This is a genomic window from Streptomyces sp. NPDC053493, from assembly GCF_044544825.1.
GTDB lineage: Bacteria > Actinomycetota > Actinomycetes > Streptomycetales > Streptomycetaceae > Streptomyces.
The window spans coordinates 396323-414590 of the sequence record NZ_JBITXS010000001.1; the positions used below are offsets into that span (position 1 = coordinate 396323).

Below are 18268 nucleotides of genomic sequence, written 5' to 3' on the forward strand. Positions count from 1 at the left end.
CCCCGGCCCGCCCCCGCCTCGCGAAGGCGGCCCGGGCCACCGCGCCGCACTCCGCCTGGCGGAACCCCGTCTACCACCTGGCCGACACACGCGTCTCCCACCTGGCCGACACACCCGTCAGCGCCGCGCCGACACGCCCGTCAGCGCCTGGCCGACACGCCCGTCAGCGCCGTCACCACCGGATCCAGCGCCTCCTGGAGCCCCCCTCCTCGACGCGCCCCTCGCACTGCTCGGCCCCTGGGGGCCTCACAGGCTTCGGGACGCTGTGCCGGACTCCGTCCGGCGGTGGACCCGGCCGTCGCGAGGTCAGCGCCGCGCCGACACACCCGTCAGCGCCGTCACCACCGGATCCAGCGCCTCCTGGATCTCGTCGCCGATGGAGCGGAAGAAGGTGATCGGGGCGCCGTACGGGTCGTTGACCTCGTCCGCCTCGGCCGACGGGGCCAGCAGCCACCCGCGGAGAGCGGCGGCGGCGCGGACCAGGGCGCGGGCGCGGGCCACCGTGCCGTTGGTGCCCAGCGGGTCCGGCAGCGTGGCCGGATCTATCGCCCGGACGAGCCGGGTGAACTCCTTCAGCGTGAACGTGCGCAGACCCGCCGAGTGGCCCATCGAGATGACCTGCGCGCGGTGGTCGCGGGTCGCGGTGAGGACCAGGTCGGCGCGGATGACGTGCTCGTCGAGGAGTTCGCGGCCCGTGAAGCCGCTGTAGTCCGCGCCGAAGTCCGCGAGGACCTGCTCCGCGTTGCTCTCCATCGGGGCGCCCTCGTGGCCCCAGGTGCCCGCGCTCTCCACGATCAGGCCGCCGCCCAGCGGGTCGCCGAGCCGGTCGATCAGGGCGTGCCGGGTCAGCCGCTCGGTGATCGGCGAGCGGCAGACGTTGCCGGTGCTGACGTGGAGGATGCGGAAGGTACTGCCGTCGTACTCGTGCCCCGCTATGCCACGCCCCTCAGGGGCGGTCACGGGGCCACCTCGAGGTCGGGTACCACCTTCCGGAGCTCCTCGGCCGACAGCGCTCCCTCGCGCAGCAGCACCGGCACCTTGCCCGTCACGTCGACGATCGACGACGGCACGATGCCGGGCGTCGGACCGCCGTCGAGGTAGACGGACACGGCGTCGCCGAGCATGCCCTGCGCCGCGTCGCAGTCCTCGGGCGCCGGGTGTCCGGTCAGGTTCGCCGAGGACACGGCCATCGGGCCGACCTCCGTGAGCAGCTCGATCGCGACCGGGTGCAGCGGCATCCGGATCGCGACGGTGCCGCGGGTGTCGCCGAGGTCCCACTGGAGCGACGGCTGGTGCCGGGCGACCAGCGTCAGCGCGCCCGGCCAGAACGCGTCGACGAGCTCCCAGGCCATCTCGGAGAAGTCGGTGACCAGACCGTGCAGCGTGTTCGGGGAGCCGATGAGCACGGGCGTCGGCATGTTGCGGCCGCGGCCCTTGGCGGCCAGCAGGTCCGCGACGGCCTCCGAGCTGAAGGCGTCCGCCCCGATCCCGTACACGGTGTCGGTGGGCAGCACGACCAGCTCGCCGCGGCGTACGGCGGACGCGGCCTCACGCAGACCCGTCGCGCGGTCCGTCGCCTCGTTGCAGTCGTATCGCCGAGCCATCAGTCCCGGTCCTCCTCGTCGACGTCGTGCGTGGTCTGCGTGGTCATGGTGTCGCCTTGCGGGCGGTCGCGAAGCGCGGCCGGTTGTTCAGGTCGGGGTGGTCGGCGGCGTCCGTCCAGCCGGCCTCCTCGTTGAAGATCCACGGCACCTGGCCGCCCTGGGTGTCCGCGTGCTCGACGACGACGAGCCCGCCGGGCCGCAGCAGCCGGTGCGCCGTGCGCTCGATGCCGCGGATGGTGTCGAGGCCGTCCTCGCCGGAGAACAGGGCCATCTCCGGGTCGTGGTCGCGGGCCTCGGGCGCCACGTACTCCCACTCGGTGAGCGGGATGTAGGGCGGGTTGGAGATGACCAGGTCGACCTGGCCGTCGAGCTCGGGCAGCGCGGTCAGCGCGTCGCCGTGGTGGACGGTGACGCGCGAGCCCTCGGCGTTCTTACGGGTCCACACCAGCGCGTCGTCGGACAGCTCCACGGCGTGCACCCGCGAGCGCGGCACCTCCTGGGCCATGGCCAGCGCGATGGCGCCGGAGCCGGAGCACAGGTCGACGATCAGCGGCTCGACGACGTCCATGGCGCGCACGGCGTCTATGGCCCAGCCGACGACCGACTCGGTCTCGGGGCGCGGCACGAACACGCCGGGACCCACCTGGAGCTCCAGGTAGCGGAAGAACGCCCGGCCGGTGATGTGCTGGAGCGGCTCGCGCGCCTCGCGGCGCGCGATCGCCTCCCAGTAGCGGGCGTCGAAGTCCGCGTCCTTGACGTTGTGCAGCTCCCCCCGCTTGACGCCGTGCACGAACGCGGCGAGCTCCTCGGCGTCGAAACGCGGTGAGGGAACGCCGGCGTCGGCCAGCCGCTGGGTGGCCTGGGCCACCTCGGCAAGCAGCAGGTTCACGCTGGTCCTCCGTGGTGCGGGTGGGGCTCTACAAGGTCTTACGCGGCAGCGAGCTTGGCGGCGGAGTCGGCGTCCACGCACGCCTGGATGACGGCGTCGAGCTCGCCGTCGAGCACCTGGTCCAAGTTGTACGCCTTGAAGCCGACGCGGTGGTCCGAGATGCGGTTCTCCGGGAAGTTGTACGTACGGATCTTCTCGGAGCGGTCGACGGTGCGGACCTGGCTGCGGCGGGCGTCGGCGGCCTCGGCCTCGGCCTTCTCCTGGGCCGCGGCGAGCAGCCGGGAGCGCAGGATGCGCATGGCCTGCTCCTTGTTCTGGAGCTGGCTCTTCTCGTTCTGGCAGGAGGCGACGATGCCGGTCGGCAGGTGCGTGATGCGGACGGCGGAGTCGGTCGTGTTGACGGACTGGCCGCCGGGGCCGGACGAGCGGTAGACGTCGATGCGCAGGTCGTTGGCGTGGATCTCGACGTCGACCTCCTCGGCCTCCGGCGTGACGAGCACGCCGGCCGCGGAGGTGTGGATGCGGCCCTGCGACTCGGTGGCGGGCACGCGCTGCACGCGGTGCACCCCGCCCTCGTACTTCAGTCGCGCCCAGACGCCCTGGCCGGGCTCGGTGGCGCCGTTGCCGCCCTTGGTCTTCACGGCGACCTGGACGTCCTTGTAGCCGCCGAGTTCGGACTCGGTGGCGTCGATGATCTCGGTCTTCCAGCCGACGCGCTCGGCGTAGCGCAGATACATCCGCAGCAGGTCGCCGGCGAACAGGGCGGACTCGTCGCCGCCCGCGCCGGCCTTGATCTCCAGGATGACGTCCTTGTCGTCGCTGGGGTCCCGCGGGACCAGGAGCAGGCGGAGCTTCTCGGTGAGCTCCTCGCGCTGCTTCTCCAGCTCCTTCACCTCGGCCGCGAAGTCCGGGTCGTCGTGCGCCAGTTCGCGGGCGGTCTCGATGTCGTCACCGGTCTGCTTCCAGGAGCGGTAGGTGGCGACGATCGGGGTCAGCTCCGCGTACCGCTTGTTCAGCTTGCGCGCGTTGGCCTGGTCGGCGTGGACCGAAGGGTCGGCGAGCTTCTTCTCGAGGTCGGCGTGTTCGCCGACCAGTTCCTCGACCGCCTCGAACATCGGGGGCTCCTGGGTTTCGTAAGTTGCTACGGGACGGCAAAGCGCCGGTCCCGGCCGCCCCGCGCAGGGGCAGCCGAAGACCGGCGCAGTGGCTCGCTACTTCTTGGCGGAGCCGGCAGCCTTGCCGAAGCGGGCCTCGAAGCGGGCGACGCGGCCGCCGGTGTCGAGGATCTTCTGCTTGCCCGTGTAGAACGGGTGGCACTCGGAGCAGACCTCGGCACGGATGGTGCCCTCGGTGAGGGTGCTACGGGTGGTGAACGACGCGCCACAGGTGCAGCTGACCTGGGTCTCGACGTACTCGGGGTGGATCTCGCGCTTCAAGGTGTCTCCTAGTTCCGGGAGGGCTCCGGGTCGCCCGCGCGGGATGCGCGTGCGTGAACCGGGGCCGACGTACCAGTCTGCCAGGACCGGCCGCATCTCCCAAAACCGGGGTCGGGCCGGAACTATTCCTGGCTCTCGCCGTGCTACTGGACCAGGCCCTCGGCCTGGCCGGTGGCGGCGTCCTTGGTCGCCGAGGCGGGAATCGGCCGGTCCGCCTTGAGGGCCGCCCAGACCTGCTTGGCCTGCGCCTCGAGCGGCACGACGCGGTTGGGGTCCCGCGGGTCGTACTCGACCGGCATGGTGATCATGTGGACGTCGTCGGCGCCGAGGCCCGCGAGGCCCTTGGCGAAGCCCATCAGCTCGTTGACGGAGTCCAGCTCGGAGTCGGGCGTGACGGCCTTGGTCGCGGTGTCGGCGAGGTCGAGCAGCTTCTTCGGGCTGGAGAAGACGCCGACGCTCTTCACCTGGTCGAGGAAGGCCTTCATGAAGGCCTGCTGGAGCTGGATGCGGCCGAGGTCGCTGCCGTCGCCGACGCTCTTGCGGGTGCGGACCAGGCCGAGGGACTGCTCGCCGTCGAGGGTGTGGGTGCCGGGCCGCAGGTCGAGGTGGCTCTTCGCGTCCTCGATGGGCTTGGTGGTGGTGATCTCGACGCCGCCGAGCTGGTCGATGAGCTTCTTGAAGCCGGTGAAGTCGACCTCGACGTAGTGGTCCATGCGGATGCCGGACATCGACTCGACGGTCTTGACGGCGCAGGCCGGGCCGCCGACCTCGTACGCGGTGTTGAACATCGCCCGGTGTTCGGCGGCGACGGTCCCGCCGTCGCCGTTCACGCACGCGGGCCGGTCGATGAGGGTGTCGCGCGGGATGGAGACCACGGAGGCCTTCTTGTGGCCCTCGTAGACGTGCACGACCATCGCGGTGTCGGAGCGGGCTCCGCCCTCGTCCTTGCCGTAGGCGCGGTTGGCGCCGGAGCGGGAGTCGGAGCCGAGGACGAGGATGTCCATCGAGCCGTTGTCGACGTTCTCGGGGCGGTCCTTGCCGAGCTGGCCGTTGATGTCGACGCCCTGCAGGTTGCCGTTGAGCTTGAAGTAGACGTAGCCGAGTCCGGAGCCGCCGACGAGGACGAGCACGGCGGCGCTCCACGCGGCGACGGCCGCCGCACGGCGGCCCTTGGCGGGCGGCTTGCGGCGGCGGCCGGTGGCCCGTATTCGGCCGCTCCTGGTCTGCTCGGTCATCGTCTTCCCTCAGCCCTATGGTTCACCTTGTGTGACGGCAAAGCACCCGAAAGGGTTGCATAGGAGCCTGTGAGGTTTGGACGGACGAGCGCCCGTGAACACGACCGCGCCCACCGTACGGACACGGTGGGCGCGGTCGTTCACGCAGGTCACGGCGGGTTGACGGGCAGGGGGCCCGCCTCACGTCGTGTGACGAGGCTCTCGGCGTCGCGACGAGGTTCAGTCGTTGTTGGCGCCGGGCGTCGTCTTCTGGATCTGGAGCAGGAACTCCGCGTTCGACTTCGTCTGCTTCAGCTTGTCGAGCAGCAGCTCGATCGCCTGCTGCTGGTCGAGCGCGTGCAGCACGCGACGCAGCTTCCAGGTGATGGAGAGCTCCTCGCTGCCGAGCAGGATCTCCTCCTTGCGCGTACCCGAGGCGTCGACGTCGACGGCCGGGAAGATGCGCTTGTCGGCGAGCTTCCGGTCGAGCTTGAGCTCCATGTTGCCGGTGCCCTTGAACTCCTCGAAGATCACCTCGTCCATGCGCGAGCCGGTGTCGACCAGCGCGGTGGCCAGGATGGTCAGCGAGCCGCCGTCCTCGATGTTGCGCGCGGCACCGAAGAAGCGCTTCGGCGGGTAGAGCGCGGTCGAGTCGACACCACCGGACAGGATGCGGCCGGAGGCGGGCGCCGCGAGGTTGTACGCGCGGCCCAGGCGGGTGATGGAGTCGAGCAGGACGACCACGTCGTGACCCAGCTCCACGAGGCGCTTGGCGCGCTCGATGGCCAGCTCGGCGACCGTGGTGTGGTCCTCGGCCGGGCGGTCGAAGGTCGAGGAGATGACCTCGCCCTTGACCGACCGCTGCATGTCGGTGACCTCTTCCGGACGCTCGTCGACCAGGACGACCATCAGGTGGCACTCGGGGTTGTTGTGGGTGATCGCGTTGGCGATCGCCTGCATGATCATGGTCTTGCCGGTCTTCGGCGGGGCCACGATCAGACCGCGCTGGCCCTTGCCGATCGGCGACACGAGGTCGATGATCCGCGTGGTCAGCACGCCCGGGTCGGTCTCCAGACGGAGGCGGTCCTGCGGGTAGAGCGGCGTGAGCTTGTTGAACTCGGGGCGGCCGCGGCCGGACTCCGGCGCCATGCCGTTGACCGAGTCGAGGCGCACCAGCGCGTTGAACTTCTCGCGGCGCTCGCCCTCCTTCGGCTGGCGCACGGCACCGGTGACGTGGTCGCCCTTGCGCAGGCCGCTCTTGCGGACCTGGGCGAGGGACACGTACACGTCGTTCGGGCCGGGCAGGTAGCCGGAGGTCCGGATGAAGGCGTAGTTGTCGAGGATGTCGAGGATGCCCGCGACCGGGATCAGGACGTCGTCCTCGGAGACCTGCGGCTCGCCGCTCGCGAAGTCGTCACGGCCGCGACGGCCACGACGGTCGCGGTAGCGCCCGCGCCGGCCGCGCCGGCCGCCCTCGAAGTCGTCCTCGTCCTGCGGGCCGCCGGCCTGCTGACCGCCGCCCTGCTGGCCCTGGCCCTGGCCCTGGCCCTGGCGCTCCTTGCGCTGGCCGCCCTGGCCACCGCCCTGCTCGTCGCCCTTGCCGCGCTCGCGCTGACGGTCGCGACGGTCGCGGCGGTCACCGCGCTCGCCCCGCTCACCGCGGTCGCGACGGCCGCGGCCCTCGGCGCTGTCGACGGCGCCCTCGGCCTTGGCGTCGGCCTGCGTGTCGGTCTTGGCCTCGGTACGCGCCTCGGCGCGGGCCTCGGTCTTGACGGCGGCCGGGGCCGCCTCGCCCTTGCCCTCGGCGCCTTCCGGCGAACCGGCGGGGGCGGTGGCGCGACGACGGCGGCGCTCACCGGCCGGGGCGTCGTCGGAGGCCGGCTGGCCCGGGATCTCGATCTGCTGCTGGGCGACCGGCTCGGACTTCTCGGCCTTCGGCGCGGCGTCGGCCGCGGCTTCGCCCGTACGGGCCTTGGAGGTGGCGCGGCGCTTCGGCTTGGTCTCGGCGGCCTCGCCGGACGTGGCGGCGGGCGCGGCGGAGCCGGCCGGGGCGCCCCCGGCCTGCGCCTCCTTGATGACCTCGATCAGCTGGCTCTTGCGCATCCGCGCGGTGCCCCTGATGCCGAGGCCGGACGCGACCTGCTGCAGCTCGGCCAGGACCATGCCCTCGAGGCCGGTGCCGGAGCGGCGGCGCCGTGCGGTGGTGCCAGTGGCAGCACCTGCGGCGGGCGCGGCGGTGTCGACGCTGTTGTCGGCAGTCACGCCCATCAGATCGGTGGTGTCGCTCACGAAGGGTCCTTCCCTGGAGCGGACGTCGGCCATCTGGCTCGGCGACCGGTTGTGCTGTCCGGCAGCGGTCCTGCTTGGTGGACCGTGTCGGGGCGGTGGTCCCGCCGGGTACGGCGGAGAGAGAGAAATGCTGGGTCCGGCCCGAGGCCCCCGCTCGGCCCTCACCGGAGAGGAGCGAGGGGTGTCGTGCCGGTTCCGGAGCGTGCTCGAAACTGCTCAGGCAGGCTGCTCAGGCAGTGGAGGAGGCTCCCGGAAGAATTGGCGGTCCCGGATGGGGACACTCAGCACCGCGCCTCGAAGACGTCGGGTGCAGACTTGAGGTTAACACTACCGGCTCCAACAAACATTCCCCCTCTCCGTCACCGGCAATCTCTCGTGTCCGCGCGGCCCCCGGCTCCGAGACCGCGCGGGCGGGGCCGTACGGGCCGCCTGCGCGGGCGGCCGGCCGTACGGCCTCGTGTCAGGGCGCGAGCGGCAGGACGCTCGCCCCCGGCATGTCGAGGTCGAGCCGGTTCGCGGCCCAGCCCTCGCCGGCGAGCAGGGCGACCTTGTCGGCCGTCCCGTGCTCCGCCAGCGCGAGCACCGTCGGGCCCGCGCCGGAGATGACCGCGGGCACTCCGTCCGCCCGCAGCCGGTTCACAAGGGCGATGCTCTCCGGCATCGCCGGGGCCCGGTACTCCTGGTGCAGCCGGTCCTCGGTGGCCGCGAGCAGCAGCTCGGGGCGCCTGGTCAGGGCCTCGACGAGCAGCGCGGCGCGGCCGGCGTTGGCCGCGGCGTCCACGTGCGGGACCGTGCGGGGCAGCAGGCCGCGGGCGGTCTCGGTCAGGACGGGCTTCCCGGGCACGAAAACCACCGGAACGATGGAATCCGAGGGATCCATCCTGATCGCCCGGGCGGCGCCGGCCTCGGTCCAGGCGAGCGTGAAGCCGCCGAGCAGACAGGCCGCGACGTTGTCCGGGTGGCCCTCGATCTCGGTGGCGAGTTCGAGCAGGGCCGTCTCGTCGAGCCGGGCGTCGCCGCCTATGGTCACGGCGCGGGCGGCCACGATGCCGGCGCAGATGGCGGCGGAGGAGGAGCCCAGGCCGCGGCCGTGCGGGATGCGGTTGGCGCAGACGACCTCGAGGCCGCGCGGCTGCCCGCCGAGCAGGTCGAAGGCCGTGCGCAGGGAGCGGACGAGCAGGTGGCTCTCGTCGCGCGGGAGGTTTTCGGCGCCCTCTCCCGCGATGTCGATGTGCAGCCCGGAGTCGGCGACCCGGACGACGACGTCGTCGTAGAGACCCAGCGACAGGCCGAAGGCGTCGAAGCCCGGGCCGAGGTTGGCGCTGGTGGCGGGAACGCGCACCCGTACGGCGGCGGCGCGGAACGCTGGACCGGCCATCGCTCGATGACACTCCTTGACGTGCGAGGTGGTTCGGAGGACGTACGGAGAACCCGGGGGCCGCGTGCCTCACGGGCGACAACGGCAACGACACCGCGCATATGCGGCGGGGCGGGTTCGGTACAGCCTATCGAAGGAAGGTTCTGTGGCGACATAGGGCGCACAGGAGGCGCACGATGCGTGTCGCGCGCCAACCTGTGCGCCTATGTAGGTTCCTGATCGGCTTTGACGCCGGGTCAGAAGCCCGGCCGGGTGGCCGGGAGGCGGTTTCAGGCCAGTCCGAGCCGCTCGGCGGCGGCAGCGGCGTCGACCGGGACGGTGACCGGCTGCGGAGCACCCGCGACGGCCCAGTCCGGGTCCTTGAGGCCGTTGCCGGTGACCGTGCAGACGATCCTCTGGCCCGGGTCGACCTTGCCCTGGGCGGCGGCCTTCAGCAGACCGGCCACCGAGGCGGCCGAGGCCGGCTCGACGAAGACGCCCTCCTGCGAGGCCAACAGGCGGTAGGCCTGCAGGATCTCACGGTCCGTCACCTCGTCGATGAAGCCGCCCGACTCGTCGCGCGCGGCGATCGCGTACTGCCAGGAGGCCGGGTTGCCGATGCGGATCGCGGTGGCGATGGTCGACGGGTCCTTGACGACCTCGCCGCGCACGAGCGGCGCGGAGCCGGAGGCCTGGAAGCCCCACATGCGCGGCGTACGGGAGGAGACGCCGTCGCCGGCGTACTCCGTGTAGCCCTTCCAGTAGGCCGTGATGTTGCCGGCGTTGCCGACCGGCAGGACGTGGATGTCCGGCGCGTCGCCGAGCATGTCCACGATCTCGAACGCGGCGGTCTTCTGGCCCTCGATACGGACCGGGTTCACCGAATTGACCAGCGCCACCGGGTAGTTCTCGGACAGGCCGCGGGCCAGGGTGAGGCAGTCGTCGAAGTTGCCGTCGACCTGGAGGATCTTCGCGCCGTGCACGAGGGCCTGGCCCATCTTGCCCAGCGCGATCTTGCCCTGCGGGACGAGGACGGCGGACACCATGCCGGCGCGCACCGCGTAGGCGGCGGCGGAGGCGGAGGTGTTGCCGGTGGACGCGCAGATGACCGCCTGCGCGCCCTCCTCCTTGGCCTTGGAGATGGCCATGGTCATGCCGCGGTCCTTGAAGGAGCCGGTCGGGTTGGCGCCCTCGACCTTGAGGTGCACCTCGCAGCCCGTGCGCTCGGAGAGGACCTGAGCGGGGACGAGCGGCGTGCCGCCCTCACGGAGCGTGACGACCGGCGTCGTGTCCGTGACCGGAAGACGGTCCCGGTACTCCTCGATGATGCCGCGCCACTGGTGGGTGCCCTTGCTGGTCATGGGTCCTTACTCCCCTTCAACACGCATGATGCTGGCGACACCGCGCACGGTGTCGAGCTTGCGCAGCGCCTCGACGGTCCCGGAGAGGGCGGCGTCGGGCGCGCGGTGGGTGACGACGACGAGCGAAGCCTCGCCGTCTCCGTCCTGTCGACCGTGCTGGCGCACGGTGTCGATGGACACGCCGTGCTCGGCGAAGACCGTCGCGACCTGGGCGAGAACGCCCGGCTTGTCGGCCACGTCGAGACTGATGTGGTACCGCGTCACCACGTCGCCCATGGGGCTCACGGGCAGTCGGGTGTACGCGGACTCGCCGGGGCCCGTCGCCTCGTTGAGACGGTTGCGGCAGACGGCGACGAGGTCGCCGAGGACGGCCGAGGCGGTCGGCGAGCCGCCGGCGCCGGGGCCGTAGAACATGAGCCGCCCGGCGGCCTCCGCCTCGACGAAGACGGCGTTGTACGCCTCGCGGACGGAGGCGAGCGGGTGGCTGAGCGGGATCATCGCGGGGTGCACGCGCGCGGTGACGGACTCGCCGTCGGCGGCCCGCTCGCAGATGGCGAGCAGCTTGATGGTGCAGCCCATCTGCTTGGCGGAGGCGAAGTCGGCGGCGGTGACCTCCGTCATGCCCTCGCGGTAGACGTCGTCGAGGCGCACCCGCGTGTGGAAGGCGATCCCGGCGAGGATGGCGGCCTTGGCGGCGGCGTCGAAGCCCTCGACGTCGGCGGTCGGGTCGGCCTCGGCGTAGCCCAGCGCGGTGGCCTCGTCGAGGGCCTCGCTGTAGCCGGCGCCGGAGGTGTCCATCTTGTCGAGGATGAAGTTCGTCGTGCCGTTGACGATGCCCATCACCCGGTTGATCTTGTCGCCGGCGAGGGACTCGCGCAGCGGCCGGATGAGCGGGATGGCGCCGGCGACGGCGGCCTCGTAGTAGAGGTCCTGCCCGTGCTGCTCGGCGGCGGCGTAGAGGGTCGCGCCGTCCTGGGCGAGCAGCGCCTTGTTGGCGGAGACGACGGAGGCGCCGTGCTCGAAGGCGGTGGTGATGAGGCCGCGGGCCGGCTCGATGCCGCCGATGACCTCGACGACGACGTCGATGTCGCCGCGTTTGACGAGGGCGGTCGCGTCGGTGGTGATCAGCTCGGCCGGCACCCCGCCGCGGACCTTGTCGGGCCGGCGGACCGCGACGCCGGCGAGCTCGACCGGGGCGCCGATGCGCGCGGCGAGGTCGTCGGCGTGCGTCGTCATGATGCGCGCCACCTCTGAGCCGACCACTCCACAGCCCAGCAGCGCCACCTTCAGCGGACGCGTACGCATCATCCGACCTCGTTTCTCGTACTTCTTCGTCTTCGTATCTCTACGACGATCCCTACGGTGGAACCAGTCTCACGCACCGGACGGACGTTTCATGGCCTGGTCCGGATGGTGAGACATCGATTCCACCACCTGACTATTTCATCATCCGACGTCGAGACGCAGGAGATCTTCCTCCGTCTCGCGGCGCACGATGACCCGCGCCTCGCCGTCCCGGACGGCGACGACCGGCGGGCGCAGCGCGTGGTTGTAGTTGCTGGCCATGGAGCGGCAGTACGCCCCGGTGGCCGGTACGGCGATCAGGTCGCCGGGCGCCAGGTCGGCGGGCAGGAACGCGTCGCGCACGACGATGTCGCCGCTCTCGCAGTGCTTGCCGACCACGCGCGAGAGCATCGGCTCCGCGTCGCTGGTCCGGGAGACCAGGGCGACGCTGTACTCGGCGTCGTACAGGGCCGTACGGATGTTGTCCGACATGCCGCCGTCGACGGAGACGTACGTGCGCAGCCCCTCCAGCGGCTTGACCGTGCCCACCTCGTACAGCGTGAAGGCGGTCGGCCCGACGATGGCGCGCCCGGGCTCGACGGAGATCCGGGGCGTGGCGAGCCCGGCGGCCTCGCACTCCCGGGTCACGATCTCGGTGAGCGCCTTGGCGATGTGGTGCGGCTCGCGCGGGTCGTCGTCGGAGGTGTACGCGATGCCGAGGCCGCCGCCGAGGTCGATCTCGGGCAGCTCGACGCCGTGCTCGTCGCGCACCTCGGCGAGCAGCTGCACGACGCGGCGCGCGGACACCTCGAAGCCGGCCATGTCGAAGATCTGCGACCCGATGTGGGAGTGGATCCCGATGAGCTCCAGGCCGTCCAGGCTCAGCGCCCGGCGCACCGCCTCGGCGGCCTGCCCGCCGGCCAGCGCGATGCCGAACTTCTGGTCCTCGTGCGCGGTCGCGATGAACTCGTGGGTGTGCGCCTCGACGCCGACGGTCACCCGGATCTGCACCCGCTGCCGCTTCCCCAGCGCATGGGCGACATGGGCGACCCGGACGATCTCCTGGAAGGAGTCGAGCACGATGCGCCCGACACCGGCCTCGACGGCCCGCCGGATCTCGCTCTCGCTCTTGTTGTTGCCGTGGAAGGCGATGCGCTCGGCCGGCATGCCGGCCGACAGCGCGGTGCTCAGCTCGCCGCCGGAGCAGACGTCGAGGTTGAGTCCCTCCTCGTGCAGCCAGCGCACGATCGCCCGGGAGAGGAAGGCCTTGCCGGCGTAGAAGACGTCGGCGTCCGCGCCGAACGCGTCGGCCCAGGCGCGGCAGCGGGCGCGGAAGTCGCTCTCGTCGAGGAAGTAGGCGGGCGTGCCGAACTCCTCGGCGAGCTCGGCGACGCCGATCCCGCCGACGGTGACCTGGCCCCGCTCGTCACGGCCGACGGTCCGGGCCCAGACCTTCGGGTCGAGCCGGTTGAGGTCGGCGGGCGGCGCGGAGTAGTGGCCCTCGGGAAGGACGTCGGCGTGGCGGGGCCCGGCGGGGTGGGCGGAACGGCTCATGACGGCTGGCTCTTTCAGATCTGGTCGGGTGCGCTGATGCCGAGCAGGGAGAGGCCGCCGGCGAGCACCGTCCCGGCGGCTTCGGCGAGCGCGAGCCGGGACCGGTGGGCGGCCGAGGGTTTCTCGTCGCCGAGGGGCAGAACGGTGTGCTGGAACGCGAGGAGCGCGTCGGCGACGGCCTCGAGGTGCCGGGCGACCCGGTCGGGGGCGCGGTGGCGGGCGGCGGAGAGAAGGACGGCGGGATGGTCGCCGAGGAGGGCGAGGAGCGCGGCCGCGTCGCCGGTGCCCTCGTACGCCTCGGGTCCGGGCGTGACGCCGAGCTGTGCGCCGTTACGGATCAGGGCCCGGGCCCGGGAGTGCGCGTACCGGACGCGGAAGAGCCCGTTGCGCTCGTGCTGGACGAGAAGGGGCCCGCCGGCCAGCGCCTGATCACCCGCGGCGGCACGCAGCAGCGCCCAGCGCGCGGCGTCGGGCCCGAGCTCGTCGACGGCGTACGGGGCGGGCCGGACGGGGAGGCGCTCGACGCCGGGACCATCGGTGACGGCGGCGTGTGGGGCGGGACTGCCGGGGAGGCGCTGGCCGTCGGGGCGGATCTGCAGGCGCGGGCCCTCGGGGCGGACGTGCAGGCGCTCGCCGTCGGGGCCCTCGGGGCCGTCGGCGGTCGTGGCGTCGGCGCCCTGGGCGCGCAGGAGCCGGATCACGGTCTCGGTGACCAGCCGCGCGCGGTCCTCGCGGACGGCGGCGAACCGGACGGACGCGCCGGCGAGGGCGTCGGAGTGCCCGTACCGGAGCCCGGCGCGCGCGATCTCGCGCACCACGCGCTCGCCGCTGCCCTCGTCGAGGGTGAAGTTGAGGAAACCAGGCCCGGTGATGTCGACGGCACGGATCCCGGGGCTGCGGTGCAGCCGCTCCTTGAGGATCAGGGCGACGTCCAGGGGCGGGCGCCCGGAGGGCCGGGCGAGGCTGAGCGCGACGGAACTGGCGTAGTCGCCGACACCGCCCGGCCGGGGCCGCTCGACCTTGACGCGCGCCGGCACCTCGACCCGCAGCGCACCCTCGTCGACCGCGCGGCGCACGGCGTGCAGCACGGTGAGGGAGAGGTCCGCGGGGGTCACGGGACCAGCGTAGGGGAGGAGGGGGGTGGGAACGCGAACCGGTTTCGCCATGTGGTCGCCCGCCGCGCCCTCGACCCGGCTCCCGCTCCCTCTCTCTTCCCTTACCTCGCCCTGTCCCTCGCCCTGCCGACTGCGGGCGGCTCCTCACCGGCGTCCTGTCCCGCATCCTGCCCGGCGCCGCCCTCACCCCGCCGCCCGCCCCGCTCCCGGTGCATGAGCTGCCGCACGATCCGCACCAGCTCGGCCGGCTCGAACGGCTTGGCCAGAAAGGCGTCGGCCGCGGACACTCCCCCGCCGTCCGTCTCGTACTCGGTGCAGGCGCTGATGATCGCCACCGGCAGATGACTCGTCCGCGGATCCTCCCGGAGCCGCGCGGCCGTCTTCAGCCCGTCCAGCCGGGGCATGACGACATCGAGGGTGACGACATCCGGACGAACGTCATGCACGACATCCAGACACTCGGCACCATCGGCCGCGGTCACCACCTCGAACCCCTCGAGCTCGAGATTGACCCTGATCAGCTGGCGGATCACCCGGTTGTCATCGACAACCAACACCCGCCCGGACACGCCTGACACACGTCGAGAGTAGGTCGGGGGCAGCGGCTGCGTCCGGGTTTTGCCCACTTCCGACCCGTGCGGGGGAACACCCTCCTCATCACGCCCCGGAAATACCTGTTCACAGGCACCCGCACAGAGCTGGTAGGGTTCTACCCGTCGCCGCGAGAAGCGGCGGACGCCCCCGTAGCTCAGGGGATAGAGCAACGGCCTCCGGAGCCGTGTGCGCAGGTTCGAATCCTGCCGGGGGCACTTCGCAGGAAGTGCCAAAAGACCCCGCCGTCAGCGGAAACGCTGAGGACGGGGTCTTGTTGCATGCGTAGGCGTGTGCCGCCCCGAGTCGCCGTATGACAGGGGTCGCGGCCTATGGCGGCCTGAGCCGTAAGGAATCGAAGCAGGTCAGATCCAGGTCTCAGGCCGACGGACGAGGGGGAACAACCGATGGCCTCGGAAGCCGGGGAGACCTCGACGGAGCCAGTCCGGCCGGTGTGGGTGCTGAACCCGCTGGAGAGCGTCGGCCCACTGCACTTCGGCATGCCTCCCGACGAGGTCAGGGCTGCGCTCCCAGAAGCCTTTGAGCTGAAGCGCTTCTCAGCGGAACCCTTCTTCCCGGACGTCTACGGCCTCCAACTCGGCTTCCACCCAGCGATGCCCGCTGTCTACACCCACTTCAACCGCGTTGATCAGCTCTTCTGTGTGGCAGCTGACGCCGCCCACGGTCCGTACGTGACCCTGGAGGGACTGGAACTGACCGGCCGCGTGCCGGCCGTGCTCGAAGAGACGGTCCTGGGTCTCTCTTCCTCGCCTCCTCACAGGGTGTCGTACGGTCCGCGGGGCAACCCGGGGATCAACGATGTCGGCATGGTCCTACGTGTCCAGGACACCGCGAACGGGGTACTGACCCGGCCGGTGCTGGTGGGCCGCGACTGGGCCGACCGCTGCACCGACGACTGGGAAGGCGCCATACCGGAGTGCGAGTGGCTGGGCCGTCAGTGGCGCGTGCACAACGGCTCGGACGTTTGGCCCCCGCCCGGGTACGCGACGAACTGGCCGCCGAAATGGGCTCCCCCTTTCTAGACGCCGTCCGCACGGAATCGCAGCAGCTGAACGCGAAAGCCTCCCGACACCACGGACCTTGGGCAACCAGCACGATAGGCAGTTGACGAAATGATCACTGAGCAGCCAAAGCGACGAAGGCGCTCGTTCAAGTTGTGGGAGTGGCTCGTCGTGCTCGAGGCGAACGGGGGGAAGTGTGTCTACTGCGAGCGCGCCTCGGAGACCATGGACCACGTGATTCCCTTCGCCAGAGGTGGAGCGGACGCTCTGTCGAATCTTGCGCCGGCCTGCGAGTCCTGCAACGCAAGCAAGAACGACAAGACGCCTCCCGCCTGGTGGATCGCGACATACCTGCCGTTCGGCTACCACTTCGGCCACAACGCGACGCCGCAAGGAAGCGCAGGCTCTCGGAGCCTGCGCGACCGTTACCTCACCCTGCATGAAGAGGTGCTCTACCTACTCGACCAACTCGACGTGATCGCCTCAGAAATAGCCAACCCGACGCGCACGGCATGGTTCCGAAAAGCTTTCGCCAGTACACACTTCAACGCCTATCCTCCGCCCACGGCGCGCGAGATGGCGGCAGCGTGCCGTCGGCTATACGCCGACGAGTTGTCTATGGCGCGCGAGGCGGGGTGGCCCGAATTGAAGGCCAGCCCATTCCGCCTCATCAGACGAAAATGATCTCCGCCTCCAGCGGAGCCCCCTGTTCAAGGCTTGCGCACGTGACGCGATAGAGATCCAATCCCGAGGTACCTCCAGGCAGGGAGCACAGAAGCACCCGCCGCCTGCGCAGGCTGAGGCCGAGGTCCCGTCGATATGCGCAGCCCGTCTCGTTGACACCAGGACTTGAACGCGTTCAAGATGATGTCCGCCGCCTCCTCGAGGCGGCGCCACCGAGCATGCGCGTGACGACACGAGAGGCGGGGCTGCATGGCTGCCGGCCGGGATCAGTGGAGACGACGTGTGGTCAGGGGCGCCGCGTTGGGATGCGTGGCGCCGTTGCTGCTGGCCTCCTGTTCCGACTATGCCGTCTCGGTCGAGAGCGAGGACCAGGTGACGGGCGTGTGGGCGTCGTACGGATCCGAGGCGACGGTCGACTTCAAGGCCGACGGCACGTTCACGGCCAAGGATCTGGACACGTCGGATCTCGGCACGACGTGGTGCCCGGGCATCGCCGACCCTCAGCATGGCACCTGGTCCCTCTTTGGGACGTACGCCGAGGTCACCTTCGAGGGCGTCGACTGCGACGACACGATGTTCGCCTTCCACGGCTCGCCGGAGCACTTCATCGCCTGCTTCACGGACGACCTGACCGCCACGTGCACGGAGGAGTTCGACCGCGAGGAGCACGTGCCCGGGTCCGGCGATCCTGGCCGCAAGCCGACTCCTTGAGGGGTGCCGCCCGGTGAGGCCGAGGAGGATCGGTCAGGAAGGGGCGGGACGAGACAAAAGGTGGCCATAGACGGTCAGTTGGCGGCGTTCTTGGGGCAGCGGGAGCGGGTCGCCGGGACAATGCGTGCATGGATGACGACTGGGAGCGACGGATCGCCGAGGTGAAGGCGGGTCTCGCCGAGGGTGGGGATCCCGTGGCCTGGGTGACCGAGGCCGATGCCGTCGAGGGGGCCGTGCGGTATCCGGAAGTCGCCGTGCGGGGCGCGGTGTTCGGTGTGGTCGCGCGGGAGGGCGGGGCGACGCAGCCGTGGCGGGTGGTGGTGTCGGTGGCCGCCGGGACGCCGCAGGAGGCGCGGGACAGCCTGCAGTCGATGCTGTTCTTCCAGGCCAAGGACGACACCGACGATCCGGCCGTACGGCGTGAGCTGATCGCCGCCGTGGGCGTGCTCGAGCGCGAGCCGGTCGACGAGGTCGAGGTGGTGGGCGTGCGCTACCGGATCGTACGGGCCGACGAGTTCACCCGTACCGGACCCGAGGGGCTCGAGCCGCCGCGGCCCACCGATCCCGAGCCGGTGTTCCGGGTCTGGGAGGGACGGATCGCGCACCGCAGCACCGACGAAGGCACCGTCGTCGACCCCGGGCACTCGCGCGGCCCCATGGCGGAGGCGCTGCGGTTCGGGCTGCGCGGCTTCCACTACGGCGGGAAGCGGTATCCCGCCGCCGTACGGGCCGACTCCGAGCGGGCCGTCACCACGCACCCGGACATCGCCCTGCTGCCGGTCGCCTTCGGCATCGTGGAGCGCAGGGGCGACGGCTGGCGCCCGCAGGGCTCTCTCTTCGCCACCCCGCACGAGGCGCGCCAGGGCCTGTACGACCTCATGATCGACCTCTGGCCCCGGCTCTACTCCTGGGACGACGCCCAGCGCGAGCCCTACCGGCGGGCCGCCGAGCTCTTCCGCGCCGCCGGGCGGGCCGACGAAGCACGGGCCCGGGGCCGGGAGTTCAGGATCTGCCGCGTCGAGCGGCTGGTGCGTTTCGGCCCGGACGGGCCGGAGGGGCCGCGCCCGTCCGACGTGGACGAGTACGGCCCCCAGAAGCTGCATCCCCGGATGGACGAGGACGGAACGCTGCACTACGAGGAGTGAGGGGCCGGGCGG

General features: G+C 71.5%; 17 protein-coding genes and 1 tRNA gene. 5 read left to right on the forward strand and 13 right to left on the reverse strand.

What is annotated here, in order from left to right; all coding sequences use genetic code 11:
• Positions 1 to 306: 306 nt before the first annotated feature.
• The 13 genes from ACIGO8_RS01740 to ACIGO8_RS01800 form a co-directional block, all read right to left on the reverse strand.
• Positions 307 to 960 (reverse strand): protein-tyrosine-phosphatase, encoded by a 654-nt coding sequence (locus ACIGO8_RS01740; protein ID WP_399722713.1) that lies wholly within the window; start codon positions 958 to 960, stop codon positions 307 to 309.
• On the reverse strand, positions 957 to 1604 hold the full coding sequence (locus ACIGO8_RS01745; RefSeq protein WP_399722715.1) for an L-threonylcarbamoyladenylate synthase: 648 nt from the start codon (positions 1602 to 1604) through the stop codon (positions 957 to 959). Before ACIGO8_RS01745 ends, ACIGO8_RS01740 begins: the two co-directional genes overlap by 4 nt.
• Before the next feature lie 43 nt (positions 1605 to 1647).
• Complete coding sequence (gene prmC / locus ACIGO8_RS01750; protein WP_399722718.1) at positions 1648 to 2493, reverse strand: peptide chain release factor N(5)-glutamine methyltransferase; 846 nt, start codon at positions 2491 to 2493, stop codon at positions 1648 to 1650.
• Between the two features lie 38 nt (positions 2494 to 2531).
• On the reverse strand, positions 2532 to 3608 hold the full coding sequence (gene prfA / locus ACIGO8_RS01755) for a peptide chain release factor 1 (protein ID WP_399722720.1): 1077 nt from the start codon (positions 3606 to 3608) through the stop codon (positions 2532 to 2534).
• 96 nt (positions 3609 to 3704) lie between these two features.
• A complete protein-coding gene (rpmE, locus tag ACIGO8_RS01760) occupies positions 3705 to 3929 on the reverse strand; it encodes a 50S ribosomal protein L31 (protein ID WP_030761597.1) in 225 nt (74 codons plus the stop codon).
• A 143-nt stretch (positions 3930 to 4072) separates the two neighbouring features.
• Positions 4073 to 5164, reverse strand: a complete 1092-nt coding sequence (locus ACIGO8_RS01765) for an LCP family protein (RefSeq protein WP_399722721.1) — start codon at positions 5162 to 5164, stop codon at positions 4073 to 4075.
• Positions 5165 to 5383: 219 nt separating this feature from the next.
• Complete coding sequence (rho, locus tag ACIGO8_RS01770) at positions 5384 to 7432, reverse strand: transcription termination factor Rho (RefSeq protein WP_399722723.1); 2049 nt, start codon at positions 7430 to 7432, stop codon at positions 5384 to 5386.
• Between the two features lie 460 nt (positions 7433 to 7892).
• On the reverse strand, positions 7893 to 8810 hold the full coding sequence (gene thrB / locus ACIGO8_RS01775; RefSeq protein ID WP_399722724.1) for a homoserine kinase: 918 nt from the start codon (positions 8808 to 8810) through the stop codon (positions 7893 to 7895).
• 269 nt (positions 8811 to 9079) lie between these two features.
• Entirely contained in the window at positions 9080 to 10150 is a 1071-nt protein-coding gene (thrC, locus tag ACIGO8_RS01780) for a threonine synthase (protein WP_399722726.1), read from the reverse strand.
• A gap of 6 nt (positions 10151 to 10156) precedes the next feature.
• Complete coding sequence (locus tag ACIGO8_RS01785) at positions 10157 to 11455, reverse strand: homoserine dehydrogenase (protein ID WP_399724250.1); 1299 nt, start codon at positions 11453 to 11455, stop codon at positions 10157 to 10159.
• 141 nt (positions 11456 to 11596) lie between these two features.
• Positions 11597 to 12988 carry a diaminopimelate decarboxylase gene (lysA, locus tag ACIGO8_RS01790; RefSeq protein ID WP_399722728.1) on the reverse strand — a complete coding sequence of 464 codons (1392 nt, stop codon included), beginning with the start codon at positions 12986 to 12988 and terminating at the stop codon, positions 11597 to 11599.
• A gap of 14 nt (positions 12989 to 13002) precedes the next feature.
• On the reverse strand, positions 13003 to 14103 hold the full coding sequence (gene nrtL / locus ACIGO8_RS01795) for an ArgS-related anticodon-binding protein NrtL (protein WP_399722729.1): 1101 nt from the start codon (positions 14101 to 14103) through the stop codon (positions 13003 to 13005).
• 101 nt (positions 14104 to 14204) lie between these two features.
• A complete protein-coding gene (locus ACIGO8_RS01800) occupies positions 14205 to 14729 on the reverse strand; it encodes a PleD family two-component system response regulator (protein WP_399722731.1) in 525 nt (174 codons plus the stop codon).
• Positions 14730 to 14840: 111 nt separating this feature from the next.
• Between ACIGO8_RS01800 and ACIGO8_RS01805 the strand changes: the two genes are divergently transcribed.
• The 5 genes from ACIGO8_RS01805 (at position 14841) to ACIGO8_RS01825 (ending at position 18256) form a co-directional block, all read left to right on the forward strand.
• Positions 14841 to 14912: transfer RNA gene (locus ACIGO8_RS01805), tRNA-Arg, on the forward strand.
• A 189-nt stretch (positions 14913 to 15101) separates the two neighbouring features.
• Positions 15102 to 15737, forward strand: a complete 636-nt coding sequence (locus ACIGO8_RS01810) for a hypothetical protein (RefSeq protein WP_399722733.1) — start codon at positions 15102 to 15104, stop codon at positions 15735 to 15737.
• Between the two features lie 90 nt (positions 15738 to 15827).
• The gene (locus ACIGO8_RS01815; protein WP_399722734.1) at positions 15828 to 16400 is read left to right on the forward strand and encodes an HNH endonuclease; all 573 of its coding nucleotides are present in this window, start codon (positions 15828 to 15830) and stop codon (positions 16398 to 16400) included.
• Positions 16401 to 16709: 309 nt separating this feature from the next.
• Positions 16710 to 17111 (forward strand): hypothetical protein, encoded by a 402-nt coding sequence (locus ACIGO8_RS01820; RefSeq protein WP_399722736.1) that lies wholly within the window; start codon positions 16710 to 16712, stop codon positions 17109 to 17111.
• Between the two features lie 128 nt (positions 17112 to 17239).
• Complete coding sequence (locus ACIGO8_RS01825) at positions 17240 to 18256, forward strand: DUF5954 family protein (protein WP_399722737.1); 1017 nt, start codon at positions 17240 to 17242, stop codon at positions 18254 to 18256.
• The last annotated feature ends 12 nt before the right edge of the window (positions 18257 to 18268 follow it).

Coding starts and splice junctions, on each gene's coding strand:
- ACIGO8_RS01765 (WP_399722721.1), bottom strand. CDS start 5,164: ATGACCGAGCAGACCAGGAGCGGCCGAATACGGGCCACCGGCCGCCGC.
- prfA (WP_399722720.1), bottom strand. CDS start 3,608: ATGTTCGAGGCGGTCGAGGAACTGGTCGGCGAACACGCCGACCTCGAG.
- ACIGO8_RS01785 (WP_399724250.1), bottom strand. CDS start 11,455: ATGCGTACGCGTCCGCTGAAGGTGGCGCTGCTGGGCTGTGGAGTGGTC.
- ACIGO8_RS01810 (WP_399722733.1), top strand. CDS start 15,102: ATGGCCTCGGAAGCCGGGGAGACCTCGACGGAGCCAGTCCGGCCGGTG.
- lysA (WP_399722728.1), bottom strand. CDS start 12,988: ATGAGCCGTTCCGCCCACCCCGCCGGGCCCCGCCACGCCGACGTCCTT.
- ACIGO8_RS01825 (WP_399722737.1), top strand. CDS start 17,240: ATGGATGACGACTGGGAGCGACGGATCGCCGAGGTGAAGGCGGGTCTC.
- thrB (WP_399722724.1), bottom strand. CDS start 8,810: ATGGCCGGTCCAGCGTTCCGCGCCGCCGCCGTACGGGTGCGCGTTCCC.
- ACIGO8_RS01815 (WP_399722734.1), top strand. CDS start 15,828: ATGATCACTGAGCAGCCAAAGCGACGAAGGCGCTCGTTCAAGTTGTGG.
- thrC (WP_399722726.1), bottom strand. CDS start 10,150: ATGACCAGCAAGGGCACCCACCAGTGGCGCGGCATCATCGAGGAGTAC.
- ACIGO8_RS01745 (WP_399722715.1), bottom strand. CDS start 1,604: ATGGCTCGGCGATACGACTGCAACGAGGCGACGGACCGCGCGACGGGT.